This is a genomic window from Mesorhizobium sp. RCC_202 (assembly GCF_041355295.1).
In the GTDB taxonomy this organism is placed as follows: domain Bacteria; phylum Pseudomonadota; class Alphaproteobacteria; order Rhizobiales; family Rhizobiaceae; genus Mesorhizobium.
The window spans coordinates 515639-530017 of the sequence record NZ_JBFUPO010000004.1; the positions used below are offsets into that span (position 1 = coordinate 515639).

The following is a 14379-nucleotide window of genomic DNA, read 5'->3' on the forward strand; positions in this document are numbered from 1 at the left end:
AATGCTTCAGGACAAAGACCGCATCTTCACCAACATCTACGGCCTGTTCGACACGTCGCTGGCCGGGGCGCAGTCGCGCGGCATCTGGGACGACACGCCCGGCCTCGTCGCCAAGGGGCGCGACTGGATCGTCAACGAGATGAAGGCTAGCGGGTTGCGCGGGCGTGGCGGCGCCGGCTTCCCGACCGGGCTGAAATGGTCGTTCATGCCCAAGCAGAGCGACGGTCGGCCGAGCTATCTGGTCGTCAATGCCGACGAATCCGAGCCGGGCACCTGCAAGGACCGCGACATTCTGCGCAACGATCCGCACACGCTGGTCGAGGGCTGCCTGGTCGCCGGCTTCGCCATGGGCGCGGTCGCGGCTTACATCTATGTGCGCGGCGAGTTTATCCGCGAGCGCGAGGCGCTGCAGCGCGCCATCGACGAGGCCTACGCGGCCAAGCTGATCGGCAAGGGAAACACCTCCGGCTACGATTTCGACGTCTACATGCATCATGGCGCCGGCGCCTATATCTGCGGCGAGGAAACCGCGCTGCTCGAAAGCCTCGAGGGCAAGAAGGGCCAGCCCAGGCTGAAGCCGCCTTTCCCGGCCAATGTCGGCCTCTATGGCTGCCCGACCACGGTCAACAACGTCGAGTCGATCGCGGTGGCGCCGACCATCCTGCGCCGCGGCGCGGCCTGGTTCTCGTCCTTCGGCCGGCCCAACAACGCCGGCACCAAGCTGTTCTGCGTCTCCGGCCACGTCAACAATCCGTGCACCTTCGAAGAGGCGATGTCGATCCCGTTCCGGGAACTGATCGAGGAGCATTGCGGCGGTATTCGCGGCGGCTGGGACAACCTGCTGGCCGTCATTCCCGGCGGCGCTTCGGTGCCGCTGGTGCCGGCCGAGCAGATCATGGACGCGCCGATGGATTTCGACGCGTTGCGCGATCTCAAATCCGGCCTCGGCACGGCGGCTGTCATCGTCATGGACAAGTCGACCGATATCGTGAAGGCGATCGCCCGGCTGTCCTACTTCTACAAGCATGAGAGCTGCGGCCAGTGCACGCCGTGCCGAGAAGGCACCGGATGGATGTGGCGGGTGATGGAGCGGCTGGTGCGCGGCGAGGCGCACAAGCGCGAGATCGACATGCTGCTCGACGTCACCAAGCAGGTCGAAGGCCATACGATCTGCGCGCTGGGCGACGCGGCCGCCTGGCCGATCCAGGGCCTGATGCGGCATTTCCGCGGCGAGGTGGAACGCCGCATCGACGAGTTTTCGCGCAACGCGCACCGGGTCGAACCGGTGATGGTGGCGGCGGAATAGAATTTTGGAATGCGGGCGCAAGCCCGAGACGGAACGCAGGGGCGGGGCACGAAGAAACGACCAGGAGATTTCTATGGCGCCGTATTCGATACCTTACCCGTTGATGCCTGATTTGGAACAATTCGAGAAAATGAACCAGGACCTGACCAGGATGATGCCGAAGGAGATGGCTAGCGCCGTCAACCTTTTCGCGCATCCCGTCGCCGGCGCGGCGGCGATGTCGGCGCTTGGCCTGGGTCTCGCCAACCACGCCGTCGGCATGTGGATGGGCGCGTTCACCGGGGCGCTCGAAGCGTCGCAGCGCATGTTCCAGCCGTTCCTCGACGACCTCGAGGCGCAGAACGAAGCGGCCGCCAATTCCTCCAAGGCGCGCAAGGCGACCGATACGCTGATTGCCGAAGCGCAGACTTTTGCCCGCGACGTGACCGACATCGCGGCGAACGCCACCGAGAAGGCGCTCGACGCGACTAGCACTGACGCGGCTCCCGAGCCGGTAGCAGCCGGGCTGATGCCTGAGGATTTCAGGCAGCCGAAGGCGATCGACAAGCCGGCCAAGCCGTCGGATCTGAAGGCGATTTCGGGCATCGGCCCGAAGCTGGAAAAGGTGCTCAACGGTCTCGGCATCTGGACCTATGGCCAGATCGCGGCGTGGACGTCGGAGGAGATCGCCTGGGTCGAGGATTATCTGTCGCTTGCCGGCCGCATCGGCCGCGACGACTGGGCCAGGCAAGCGGCGACGCTCGCCGTCAAGAAGTGAAATGAAATGCCGGGCGCGGCTCGAGCCGCGCCCGCAAAGATAGATTGCGGGACAGCCGCAGGGGTTTGAGGCGAATGGCAAAGCTCAAGGTCGACGGGAAAGAAATCACGGTACCCGACCACTACACGCTGCTGCAGGCGGCGGAGGATGCCGGCGCGGAAGTGCCGCGCTTCTGCTTCCACGAGCGGCTGTCGATCGCCGGCAATTGCCGCATGTGCCTGATCGAGGTCAAGGGCGGTCCGCCCAAGCCGCAGGCGTCCTGCGCCATGGGCGTGCGCGACCTGCGCCCCGGCCCGAATGGCGAGCCGCCGGAAATCTTCACCAACACGCCGATGGTCAAGAAGGCCCGCGAAGGCGTGATGGAATTCCTGCTGATCAACCATCCGCTGGATTGCCCGATCTGCGATCAGGGTGGCGAGTGCGACCTGCAGGACCAGGCGATGGCCTTCGGTGTCGATTCCTCGCGCTACCACGAGAACAAGCGCGCCGTCGAAGACAAGTATATCGGTCCGCTGGTCAAGACGGTGATGAACCGCTGCATTCACTGCACGCGCTGCGTCCGCTTCACCACCGAGGTCGCCGGCATTTCCGAACTCGGCCTGATCGGTCGCGGCGAGGACGCCGAGATCACCACCTATCTCGAACAGGCGATGACCTCCGAGTTGCAGGGCAATGTCATCGACCTTTGCCCGGTCGGCGCGCTGACCTCCAAGCCTTTCGCCTTCCAGGCGCGGCCGTGGGAGCTGACCAAGACGGAATCGATCGACGTCATGGACGCCGTCGGCTCGGCGATCCGCGTCGATAGCAGAGGCCGCGAAGTGATGCGCATCCTGCCGCGCGTCAACGAAGCGGTGAACGAGGAATGGATCTCGGACAAGACCCGTTTCATCTGGGACGGCCTGCGCACGCAGCGCCTCGACCGCCCCTATGTGCGCAGGAACGGCAAGCTGGCAGCAGCAAGCTGGGCGGAAGCCTTCGCCGCCATCAAGGACCAGGTGGGCAAGACGACGCCCGAGCAGATCGGCGCCATTGCCGGCGATCTCGCGGCGGTCGAGGAAATTTACGCGCTCAAGCTTCTGATGACGGCGCTCGGCTCCAAGAACATCGACTGCCGCCAGGATGGCGCAGCACTCGATCCGTCGCTCGGCCGTGCCAGCTACATCTTCAACCCGACCATCGAAGGCATCGAGCAGGCCGACGCGGTGCTGATCATCGGCGCCAATCCGCGCTTCGAGGCTTCGGTGCTCAACGCCCGCATCCGCAAGCGCTGGCGCCTCGGCAACCTGCCGGTCGGCGTCATCGGCGAGGTCGGCGACACCCGCTATGACTACGAGTTGATCGGCGCCGGTCCTGAATCGCTGAAGGGGCTGGCGGATGGCAGCGGCAAGTTCTTCGAGGTGCTGAGCAAGGCGACGCATCCGCTGATCATCGTCGGCCAGGGCGCGCTGGCGCGCGCCGACGGCGCCGCGGTGCTCGGTCAGGCAGCCAGGCTGGCTGCGGCGGTCAATGCTGTCACCGCCGACTGGAACGGCTTTGCGGTGCTGCACAACGCCGCGGCCAGGGTCGGCGGCCTCGATGTCGGTTTCGTGCCGGGCGAGGGCGGCAAGGACGTCGCCGGCATGCTCGGCGAGACGGATCTGCTCTTCCTGCTCGGCGCCGACGAGATCGATATGGCCAAGACCGGCGGCGCCTTCGTCGTCTATATCGGCACGCATGGCGACGCCGGCGCGCACCGCGCCAACGTCATCCTGCCGGCCGCCGCCTACACCGAGAAGTCGGGTACCTATGTCAACACCGAAGGCCGCGTGCAGCAGACCAACCGCGCCGGCTTCGCGCCGGGCGAGGCGCGCGAGGACTGGGCGATCCTGCGGGCGCTGTCGGATGTGCTTGGCAAGAAGCTGCCCTTCGATTCGCTGCCGCAACTGCGCGCCAAGCTCTATGGCGACTATCCGCATCTTGCCCGCATCGACCAGGTTCTGGCCGGCAGCGCCGATGACGTCGCCAAGGCGGCGAAGCTAGGCGGCCGCCTGAACAAGGGTACCTTCACCTCGCCGGTGAAGGATTTCTACCTGACCAACCCGATCGCGCGAGCGTCGGCCGTGATGGCTGAATGCTCGGCGCTGGCCAAGAGCGGCTTCAAGCAGGCGGCGGAATAAGCATGGACACTTTCTTCTTCCTCTATGTGGTGCCGGCGCTCTGGATTCTGGGCGAGTCGATGCTCCTCATCGTCGTGCTGCTGATCTTCGTCGCCTACATCCTCTACGCCGATCGCAAGATCTGGGCGGCGGTGCAGCTGCGCCGCGGTCCGAATGTCGTCGGCCCGTTCGGCACGTTGCAGGCTTTCGCCGACCTTCTGAAATTCGTCTTCAAGGAGCCGGTGATCCCGGCCGGCGCCAACAAGGGCGTCTTCCTTTTGGCGCCGCTGGTGTCGGCGGTGTTGGCGATCTCGGCCTGGGCAGTTATTCCGGTCGACAAAGGCTGGGCGATCGCCAACGTCAATGTCGGCATCCTCTATGTCTTCGCCATCTCCTCGCTCGAGGTCTATGGCGTGATCATGGGCGGCTGGGCGTCGAATTCGAAATATCCGTTCCTCGGCGCACTACGTTCGGCCGCGCAAATGGTGTCCTACGAAGTCTCGATCGGCTTCGTCATCGTCACCGTGCTGCTCACCGCCGGTTCGCTCAACTTGTCCGATATCGTGCTGTCGCAGCATGATGGGATTGGCACGCGGCTCGGTCTGCCCAACACGTTCCTCGACTGGAACTGGCTGGCGCTGTTCCCGATGTTCATCATCTTCTTCATCTCGGCGCTTGCCGAGACCAACCGCCCACCTTTCGACCTGGTGGAAGCCGAATCGGAACTCGTCGCCGGCCACATGGTCGAATATTCGTCGACGCCGTTCCTGCTGTTCTTCCTCGGCGAATATGTCGCGATCGTGCTGATGTGCGCGCTGGCGACCATCCTGTTTCTCGGCGGCTGGCTGCCACCCTTGAACTTCTGGCCGTTCACCGTTGTGCCCGGCGTCATCTGGTTCGTGCTGAAGGTCTGCTTCGTGTTCTTCGGCATCTCGATGGTGAAGGCCTTCGTGCCGCGCTACCGCTACGACCAGCTGATGCGTCTCGGCTGGAAAGTGTTTTTGCCGATTTCGCTGTTCATGGTCGTCGCCACCGCGGCCTTCCTCAAGATCACGGGGTTTGCGTGATGTCCGCTCTCGGCCAAGCCGCAAAGTCGCTGCTGCTGCAGGATTTCGTCAGCGCCTTCTTCCTGTCGATGCGCCAGTTCTTCGCGCCGAAGGAAACGATCAACTATCCGCACGAAAAGGGGCCGACCAGCCCGCGCTTCCGCGGCGAGCATGCGCTGCGCCGCTATCCGAACGGCGAGGAACGCTGCATCGCCTGCAAGCTGTGCGAGGCGATCTGTCCGGCGCAGGCGATCACCATCGAGGCCGGCCCGCGCCGCAATGACGGCACGCGCCGCACGGTGCGATACGACATCGACATGGTGAAGTGCATCTATTGCGGCTTCTGCCAGGAAGCATGCCCGGTCGACGCCATCGTCGAGGGGCCGAATTTCGAGTTCGCGACCGAGACGCGCGAGGAGCTTTACTACAACAAGGAAAAGCTGCTTGCCAACGGCGATCGCTGGGAGCGGGAACTGGCGCGCAACATTGCGCTGGACTCGCCCTATCGCTGACATTTGACGCATGGACGGGGCGAGGGGCCTCGTCTAAGGAACACGCGGCTTCGGTACCGGAGGCGGAACGAAGTCACAGAGTACGGAAAGGACGAAAGGTCCGATCCGACAGGAACCCGGGGGAACCCATGCTGACTGGATTAGAGGCGGCCTTTTTCTACCTCTTCGCCTTTATCGCCGTGGCGTCGGCCTTCATGGTCATTTCGTCGCGCAACCCCGTGCATTCAGTGCTGTTCCTGATCCTGACCTTCTTCAACGCCGCCGGCCTGTTCATGCTTACCGGCGCCGAGTTCCTGGCGATGATCCTGCTCGTCGTCTATGTCGGCGCGGTGATGGTGCTGTTCCTGTTTGTCGTCATGATGCTCGACGTCGACTTCGCCGAGATGAAGCAGGGCGCGGCGCAATATGCGCCGATCGGCGCATCGGTTGGGATCATCCTGTTTTTTGAGCTGGTCATCGTGCTCGGCGGCTACACATTCGCGCCGCAGCTCGCCTCGACGGTCGCCAAGCATACACCGGACCTCGCCACGCGCTCCAACACGGCAGCGCTCGGCGACATCCTCTATACGGACTACCTCTACTACTTCCAGATTTCGGGCCTCGTGCTTTTGGTCGCCATGATCGGCGCCATCGTGCTCACGCTGCGCCACAAGGAAGGGGTCAGACGGCAGTCGATCGCCGCCCAGGTCGGCCGCACGCCGGCGACGGGCATGGAAATCCGCAAGGTCAAGTCGGGCGAGGGTATCTGAAGATGGTCGTCGGCATCGCACATTATCTGACCGTATCGGCGATCCTGTTCACGCTCGGCGTGTTCGGCATCTTCTTGAACCGCCGCAACATCATCGTCATCCTGATGTCGGTCGAGCTGATCCTCCTTGCGGTCAACATCAATTTCGTCGCCTTCTCGGCGGCGCTGCATGACCTCGTCGGACAGGTCTTTGCCCTGTTCGTGCTGACGGTCGCAGCCGCCGAGGCCGCGATCGGACTTGCCATTCTTGTCGTCTTCTTCCGCAACCGCGGGTCGATCGCGGTCGAAGACGTCAGCGCGATGAAGGGTTGACGGGAACGACCATGTATCAGGCTATCGTCTTCCTTCCGCTGCTCGGCTTCCTGATTGTCGGCCTGTTCGGCAATTCGCTCGGCGCCAAGGCATCCGAATACATCACGTCCGGCTTCCTGGTGATCGCCGCTGTTTTGTCGTGGGTCGCCTTCTTCACCGTCGGCTTCGGCCATGGTGAAGTGTTCACGGTGCCGGTACTGCGCTGGATCCAGTCTGGCGGCATCGACGCGTCCTGGGCACTCAGGATCGACACGCTGACGGTGGTGATGCTGGTCGTCGTCAACACCGTGTCGGCGCTGGTCCACATCTACTCGATCGGCTACATGCACCACGATCCGAACCGGCCGCGCTTCTTCGCCTATCTGTCGCTGTTCACCTTCGCGATGCTGATGCTGGTGACGGCCGACAACCTCATCCAGATGTTCTTCGGCTGGGAAGGCGTCGGTCTCGCCTCCTATCTGCTGATCGGCTTCTGGTACAAGAAGCCGTCGGCCAATGCCGCGGCCATCAAGGCCTTCGTCGTCAACCGCGTCGGCGATTTCGGCTTCGCGCTCGGCATCTTCGGCGTCTTCGTGCTGTTCGGCTCGGTCAATCTCGGCACCATCTTTGCCAATGCGGCGACCTATCTGCCGGCCGAAAGCGCGCCGGCGGGCGCCGCGGTGCTGACCTTCCTCGGCCATGCGCTGGACAAGCAGTCGGCGCTGACGGTGGTCTGCCTGCTGCTGTTCATGGGCGCCATGGGCAAGTCGGCGCAGGTGCCGCTGCACACCTGGCTGCCCGACGCCATGGAAGGCCCGACGCCGGTTTCCGCGCTGATCCACGCCGCGACCATGGTGACCGCCGGCGTGTTCATGCTGGCAAGGCTGTCGCCGCTGTTCGAGCTGTCGCATTCGGCGCTGACCGTCGTCACTTTCATCGGCGCCTTCACCGCTTTCTTCGCGGCTACCGTCGGACTGGTGCAGAACGACATCAAGCGTGTCATCGCCTATTCGACCTGCTCGCAGCTCGGCTACATGTTCGTGGCGCTCGGCGTCGGCGCCTATGGCGCGGCGATCTTCCATCTGTTCACGCATGCCTTCTTCAAGGCGCTGCTGTTCCTCGGCTCCGGTTCGGTCATCCACGCCGTGTCGGACGAGCAGGACATGCGCAAGATGGGCGGCCTGCGCAAACTGATCCCCAACACCTATTGGATGATGGTCATCGGCACGCTGGCGCTGACCGGCGTCGGCATCCCGGCGACGGTGATCGGCACGGCCGGCTTCTTCTCCAAGGACGCCATCATCGAAACCTCGTTCGCCGGTCATAACGCGGTCGCGGGCCTGGCCTTCGTGCTCCTGGTGATCGCGGCCTGCTTCACCAGCTTCTATTCCTGGCGGCTGATCTTCATGACCTTCCATGGTGAGCCGCGCGCCAGCCACGAGGTGATGCATCACGTCCATGAATCGCCGCCGGTGATGCTGGGCCCGCTCTATGTGCTGGCGGTCGGCGCGCTGTTTGCCGGTGTCATCTTCCACGGCTCCTTCATCGGCGAGGGTTATGCCGAGTTCTGGAAGGCGTCGCTGTTCACGCTGCCGGACAATCACATCCTGCACGAAATCCACGAGCTGCCGCTGTGGGTGGAACTGGCGCCGTTCGTCGCCATGCTGATCGGCTTTGCCGTCGCCTGGCAGTTCTATATCCGCCGGCCCGACATGCCGGTGAATCTTGCGGCGCAGCATCGCGGCCTCTACGCCTTCCTGCTCAACAAATGGTACTTCGACGAGCTCTACGACTTCCTGTTCGTGCAGCCGGCCAAGCGCCTCGGCCGGTTCCTGTGGAAGACCGGTGACGGCACGATCATCGACGGGCTTGGCCCCGACGGCATCTCGGCGCGCGTCGTCGACGTCACCAACCGCGTCGTCAAGCTGCAGACCGGCTACCTCTATCACTACGCCTTCGCCATGCTGATCGGCGTGGCCGCTCTCGTCACCTGGATGATGCTCTGATGACCGCCGCCTGGCCAATCCTCTCGCTGGTCACCTTCCTGCCGCTGGTTGGTGTTCTGCTCATCCTGTTCATCAACGACGACAATGACAACGGGCGCCGCAACATCCGCGCGATCGCCTTCATCACGACGGCCTTCACCTTCGTGGTGTCGCTGTTCATCTGGTCGGGCTTCGACAACACGCAGGCCGGTTTTCAGTTCGTCGAGAAATCCGCCTGGCTGGATTCGGGGATTTCCTATCACATGGGCGTCGACGGCATTTCGATGCTGTTCGTCATCCTGACCACTTTCCTGATGCCGTTCTGCATCCTGGCTTCGTGGGAAGCGATCGAGAAGCGGGTCAAGGCCTATATGATCGCCTTCCTGATCCTCGAGACGCTGATGATCGGCGTGTTCTGCGCGCTCGACATCGTGCTGTTCTACGTCTTCTTCGAGGCCGGCCTGATCCCGATGTTCATCATCATCGGCGTCTGGGGCGGCAAGCGGCGCGTCTATGCCTCGTTCAAGTTCTTCCTCTACACGCTGGCCGGCTCGGTGCTGATGCTGCTCGCCATCATGGCGATGTTCTTCCAGTCCGGCACCACCGATATCCCGACGCTTTTGACGCATCACTTCCCGGCCAATATGCAGACCTGGCTGTGGCTCGCCTTCTTCGCTTCCTTCGCGGTGAAGATGCCGATGTGGCCGGTCCATACATGGCTGCCCGATGCCCACGTCGAGGCGCCGACGGCCGGCTCGGTCATCCTGGCCGGCATCCTCTTGAAGATGGGCGGATACGGCTTCTTGCGGTTTTCGCTGCCGATGTTTCCGGAAGCGTCGGCGATGTTTGCGCCGCTGGTGTTCACGCTCTCCGTCGTCGCCATCATCTACACCTCGCTGGTGGCGCTGATGCAGGAGGACATGAAGAAGCTGATCGCCTATTCGTCGGTCGCCCATATGGGCTTCGTCACCATGGGCATCTTCGCGATGAACCAGGAAGGCGTGCAGGGCGCGATCTTCCAGATGCTCAGCCACGGCCTTGTCTCGGGCGCGCTGTTCCTGTGCGTCGGCGTCATCTACGACCGCATGCATACACGCGAGATCGACGCCTATGGCGGCCTGGTCAACAACATGCCGAAATACGCCACCGTGTTCATGATCTTCACCATGGCCAATGTCGGCCTGCCAGGCACCTCAGGCTTCATCGGCGAATTCCTGACCATGCTCGGCGTGTTCAAGGTCAACACCTGGGTGGCATTCTTTTCCGCCACCGGCGTGATCCTGTCGGCGGCTTACGCGCTCTGGCTCTATCGTCGAGTGATCTTCGGTGCGCTGACCAAGGAGAGCCTGAAGAACCTGCTCGACCTTTCGACACGCGAAAAGGTGATCGTCTATCCGCTGGTGGTGCTGGTCATCTTCTTCGGCGTCTATCCAGCGCCGGTGTTCGACGCGACGGCCGCTTCGGTCAAGACGCTCGTCACCAACGTCACCGCATCCATCAATTCCGCGCAGACCGCGGCGGCGAACTGACTGGGGATAAACCATGACGCCGGAACTTCTCTCCAGTCTTTCGCTCTCGACGCCGGAGCTGATCCTCGCCATCGGCGCGCTGGTGCTGTTGATGATCGGCGCTTATTCGCGCAGCAACAACACCATGACGGTGACCGTGCTTGCCGTCGCCGTGCTGGTGATCGCCGGCTTGTCGCTGGCCTTCTCCAGCGGGGTCGGGCCTGCCTATGGCGGCGCCTTCATCCAGGATTCCTTTTCGCGCTTCATGAAAATGCTGTCGCTGATCGGCTCGGCGGTCGCGCTGGTGATGTCGATGCGTTTTGCCCGCCAGGAGCATTTCGACAAGTTCGAGTTCCCGGTGCTGATCCTTTTGTGCACGCTCGGCATGATGCTGATGATCTCGGCCAACGGTATGATCGGGCTCTATCTCGGCCTCGAGCTGCAGTCGCTGGCGATCTATGTGCTGGCGGCGATCAACCGCGACAATCTGCGTTCGACCGAAGCGGGCCTGAAGTATTTCGTGCTTGGCGCGCTGTCGTCGGGCATGCTGCTCTACGGCATCTCGCTGGTTTACGGCTACACCGGCAATGTCGGCTTCCAGGAAATCGCCTCGGCACTCGGCAGTGGCGAGCGCCAGCTTGGCCTCGTGGTCGGTCTCGTCTTCGTCCTGGCCGGCCTTGCCTTCAAGATTTCGGCCGTGCCGTTCCACATGTGGACGCCGGACGTCTATGAGGGTGCGCCGACGCCGGTCACGGCATTCCTCGCGGCAGCGCCGAAAATGGCGGCGATGGCGCTGATTGTGCGCGTCACCATGGGCGCCTTCAAGCCGATCGCCGCCGACTGGCAGCAGATCGTCGTCTTCATTTCGATCGCCTCGATGGCGCTTGGCGCTTTCGCGGCCATCGGACAGACCAACATCAAGCGCCTGATGGCTTATTCCTCGATCAGCCATATGGGCTACGCGCTGGTTGGCCTTGCCGCCAACAGCCAGGACGGTGTGCGCGGCGTCGCCATCTACATGCTGATCTATCTGGTGATGACGCTCGGCACCTTCGCCTTCATCCTCGCCATGCGGCGCAAGGAAGGCAATGTCGAACAGATCAGCGATCTTGCCGGTCTCTCGTCGACCAATCCCTACATGGCCACCATCCTGACCATCCTGATGTTCTCGCTGGCCGGCATTCCGCCGCTCGCGGGCTTCTGGGGGAAGTGGTACGTGTTCCTCGCCGCCATCAACGCGCATCTCTATGCGCTGGCGATCATCGGCGTGCTGGCCTCCGTGGTGGGCGCTTACTACTACCTGCGCATCATCAAGATCATGTGGTTCGACGAGCCGGTCGGCGGTTTCGTGCCGATGGCGAGCGAACTGCGGGTCGTGCTCGGCTTAAGCGGCGCCTTCGTGCTGTTCTACGTGCTGATCGGCGGGCCGATCGGCAGCTATGCCGAAGCCGCCGCAAAGACCTTTTTCTGACGGTATGGCGTTTCGGCTGGCTCCAACCGCGACGTCGGAAGGGTTCCGGCTCGATGCCCATGACCGTGTCGGCTCCACCAACACGGTGGCGCTCGAACATGCGCGCGCGGGCGATCCCGGCAAGCTCTGGGTCGTGACCAGAAAGCAGGAAAGCGGGCGCGGCCGGCGCGGCCGTGCCTGGCTGATGCCCGAAGGCAATCTGGCGGCAACGCTGCTTCTCCTTCCCGGCAGCGAATTAAAGCTTGCCGCGACGCTGGGCTTCGTCGCCGGGCTGGCACTCGCCGATGCGCTCGACGCCGTTGTGCCGAAAGGCCGGATCGCGGTTGCCGTCGACGGCGCCAGCCACGGCCGCAACCGCTTCGAGCTGAAATGGCCGAATGACGTGCTGGCATCCGGCGCCAAGCTCGCCGGTATCCTGCTGGAATCGACTATGCTGGAAGGCGGCCGGTTCGCGGTTGCGATCGGCATCGGCGTCAATGTGGCTGCCTATCCGCAGGATCTGCCTTATCCGGCGACGTCCTTGCAGGCGCTGGGCGCCGATTGCGACGCAGAGACGTTGTTCCTGGCATTGTCGGATGCCTGGAGCGAGAACGCCCGGCTGTGGGACGACGGACGCGGGCTCAACACCATAAGAAAGCGCTGGTTGACCCGCGCGGCGGGCCTTGGCGGCGAGGTTGCTGTCAGAATTGACGGCAATGTGGTGCGTGGCGTCTTCGAAACCATTGACGAGGACTGCCGTTTCGTGATCCGCGACGATGACGGATCGGTTTTGACGATCGCCGCCGGCGATGTGCATTTCGGCGCTGTCGCATCGGCTCGTCTTTGACGGCTTGATTTGATTGACTTGGCCCGATCGGTCAGGAAGGAAAGAATTTGATGGCGAACAAGGAAAACGCCGAACTCGTCTTCGCGCCGCTCGGCGGCGTCGGCGAGATCGGTATGAATTTCGCCCTTTACGGCTATGGGCCTGCGGATGCGCGTGAGTGGATCGTCGTCGATGTCGGGGTCACGTTTCCAGACAGCGCCCATCCTGGCGTCGACCTCATCTTGCCCGACACGCGCTTCATCGAGGAAAACATCGATGGCCTGCGCGGCATCGTCATCACCCACGCGCATGAGGATCACTACGGCGCGCTGCTCGACATCTGGCCGAAGCTCAAAGCGCCTGTATGGATGACGCCGTTTTCCGCCGGGCTGCTCGAAGCCAAGCGGCAGGGCGAACAGGGCGCGCCAAAGATCCCGGTGACGATCTACCGAGCCGGTGAGACGTTCACCATCGGGCCGTTCGAGATCGAGGCAATTCCCGTCGCGCATTCGATCCCCGAGCCTATGTCGCTGGCGATCACCACACCGGCCGGCACGGTGATCCATACCGGCGACTGGAAGATCGATCCGGCGCCGACGATCGGCCCGATGACCGACGAGGCGCGTTTCCGCGCCTATGGCGACAAGGGCGTGCTGGCGCTGATCTGCGATTCCACCAATGCGCTGCGGGAAGGCGAATCGCCGTCCGAAGTCGCGGTCGGCGAAGGGCTCAAGGGCGTCATCGAGAGCGCCAAGGGCCGTGTCGCGGTCACCACCTTCTCCTCCAATGTCGGGCGCATCGTTTCGATTGCACGGGCGGCGCGTGACGCCGGCCGGCAGTGCCTGGTGCTCGGCCGCTCGCTGAAGCGCGTCATCGATGTCGCCGGTGAACTCGGCTACATGGACGGCCTGCCGGAGTTCATTGCCGAAGAGGATTACGGCTTTATCCCGCGCGAGAATCTGGTGATCATCTGCACCGGCAGCCAGGGCGAGCCGCTGGCAGCACTTGCCAAGCTTTCGCGCGACGAGATGAAATCGGTGTCGCTGACGGCCGGCGACACGGTGGTGTTTTCCTCGCGCACCATTCCCGGCAACGAGAAGGCTATTCTTGAAATCAAGAATCGTCTCATCGATCTCGGCATCAAGATCATCGAGGACGGCGACGCGCTGGTGCATGTCTCCGGCCATCCGCGGCGCAGCGAATTGCGCAAGATGTATGAATGGGTGCGGCCGCAGATCGGCGTACCTGTCCATGGCGAGGCGGCGCATCTGGTGGCGCAGGGCTCGCTGATGTCGATGTCGGGCATCGGCCAGGTGGCGCAGGTGCGCGACGGCGATCTGCTCAAGCTCTGGCCCGGACCGGCGACGATCATCGACCAGGTGCCGTTCGGCCGCGTCTACAAGGATGGCAATCTGATCGGCACCGATCAGGCGATGGGCATACGCGACCGGCGCAAGCTCTCATTTGCCGGCCATGTCGCGGTCAATGTCGTGCTCGACGAAAAATACGAGCTCGCCGGCGATCCCGATCTTGTCGCTATCGGCGTTGCCGAGGCGGACGGCAAGGGCAATACCCTGGAAGACCTGATGCTCGACGCGGCGGTCGGCGCGGTGGACTCCATCCCGCGCCAGCGTCGGAAGGATCTCGACCTGGTGCAGGAAGCGGTGCGACGCGCGGTGCGCGGCGCCGCCAACGAGGCTTGGGGCAAGAAGCCGCTGGTGACGGTGTTCGTCACGCGGTGACGAACAAGGGAATAGGGGAGTAGGGAGAACGGGCGGTTGCCTTCTTCAGTCTTTTTTCCCTACTCCCTTACTG

Annotated in this window: 12 protein-coding genes; all 12 read left to right on the forward strand. The window is 63.3% G+C overall.

Annotation, left to right across the window (positions count from 1 at the left end; translation table 11 throughout):
* Window position 1: 1 nt before the first annotated feature.
* The 12 genes from nuoF (at window position 2) to AB6802_RS12680 (ending at window position 14306) form a co-directional block, all read left to right on the forward strand.
* Window positions 2-1306 carry an NADH-quinone oxidoreductase subunit NuoF gene (nuoF, locus tag AB6802_RS12625; protein WP_371010419.1) on the forward strand — a complete coding sequence of 435 codons (1305 nt, stop codon included), beginning with the start codon at window positions 2-4 and terminating at the stop codon, window positions 1304-1306.
* A gap of 73 nt (window positions 1307-1379) precedes the next feature.
* The gene (locus tag AB6802_RS12630; RefSeq protein ID WP_371010420.1) at window positions 1380-2063 is read left to right on the forward strand and encodes an NADH-ubiquinone dehydrogenase; all 684 of its coding nucleotides are present in this window, start codon (window positions 1380-1382) and stop codon (window positions 2061-2063) included.
* A 74-nt stretch (window positions 2064-2137) separates the two neighbouring features.
* Entirely contained in the window at window positions 2138-4219 is a 2082-nt protein-coding gene (gene nuoG, locus AB6802_RS12635) for an NADH-quinone oxidoreductase subunit NuoG (protein ID WP_371010421.1), read from the forward strand.
* A 2-nt stretch (window positions 4220-4221) separates the two neighbouring features.
* Window positions 4222-5265, forward strand: a complete 1044-nt coding sequence (gene nuoH / locus AB6802_RS12640; RefSeq protein ID WP_371010422.1) for an NADH-quinone oxidoreductase subunit NuoH — start codon at window positions 4222-4224, stop codon at window positions 5263-5265.
* Window positions 5265-5756, forward strand: a complete 492-nt coding sequence (nuoI, locus tag AB6802_RS12645; RefSeq protein ID WP_371010423.1) for an NADH-quinone oxidoreductase subunit NuoI — start codon at window positions 5265-5267, stop codon at window positions 5754-5756. The genes nuoH and nuoI overlap by 1 nt, the downstream gene beginning before the upstream one ends.
* A gap of 128 nt (window positions 5757-5884) precedes the next feature.
* On the forward strand, window positions 5885-6505 hold the full coding sequence (locus AB6802_RS12650) for an NADH-quinone oxidoreductase subunit J (RefSeq protein ID WP_371010424.1): 621 nt from the start codon (window positions 5885-5887) through the stop codon (window positions 6503-6505).
* Between the two features lie 2 nt (window positions 6506-6507).
* A complete protein-coding gene (gene nuoK, locus AB6802_RS12655; RefSeq protein ID WP_040982022.1) occupies window positions 6508-6816 on the forward strand; it encodes an NADH-quinone oxidoreductase subunit NuoK in 309 nt (102 codons plus the stop codon).
* An 11-nt stretch (window positions 6817-6827) separates the two neighbouring features.
* Window positions 6828-8801, forward strand: coding sequence for an NADH-quinone oxidoreductase subunit L (gene nuoL, locus AB6802_RS12660; protein ID WP_371010425.1), 1974 nt, complete (start codon window positions 6828-6830; stop codon window positions 8799-8801).
* A complete protein-coding gene (locus AB6802_RS12665; protein WP_371010426.1) occupies window positions 8801-10309 on the forward strand; it encodes an NADH-quinone oxidoreductase subunit M in 1509 nt (502 codons plus the stop codon). The genes nuoL and AB6802_RS12665 overlap by 1 nt, the downstream gene beginning before the upstream one ends.
* A 13-nt stretch (window positions 10310-10322) precedes the next feature.
* The gene (gene nuoN / locus AB6802_RS12670; protein ID WP_371010427.1) at window positions 10323-11759 is read left to right on the forward strand and encodes an NADH-quinone oxidoreductase subunit NuoN; all 1437 of its coding nucleotides are present in this window, start codon (window positions 10323-10325) and stop codon (window positions 11757-11759) included.
* Window positions 11760-11763: 4 nt separating this feature from the next.
* Window positions 11764-12585 (forward strand): biotin--[acetyl-CoA-carboxylase] ligase, encoded by an 822-nt coding sequence (locus AB6802_RS12675; protein ID WP_371010428.1) that lies wholly within the window; start codon window positions 11764-11766, stop codon window positions 12583-12585.
* A gap of 50 nt (window positions 12586-12635) precedes the next feature.
* Complete coding sequence (locus tag AB6802_RS12680) at window positions 12636-14306, forward strand: ribonuclease J (protein ID WP_371010429.1); 1671 nt, start codon at window positions 12636-12638, stop codon at window positions 14304-14306.
* Window positions 14307-14379: the final 73 nt, after the last annotated feature.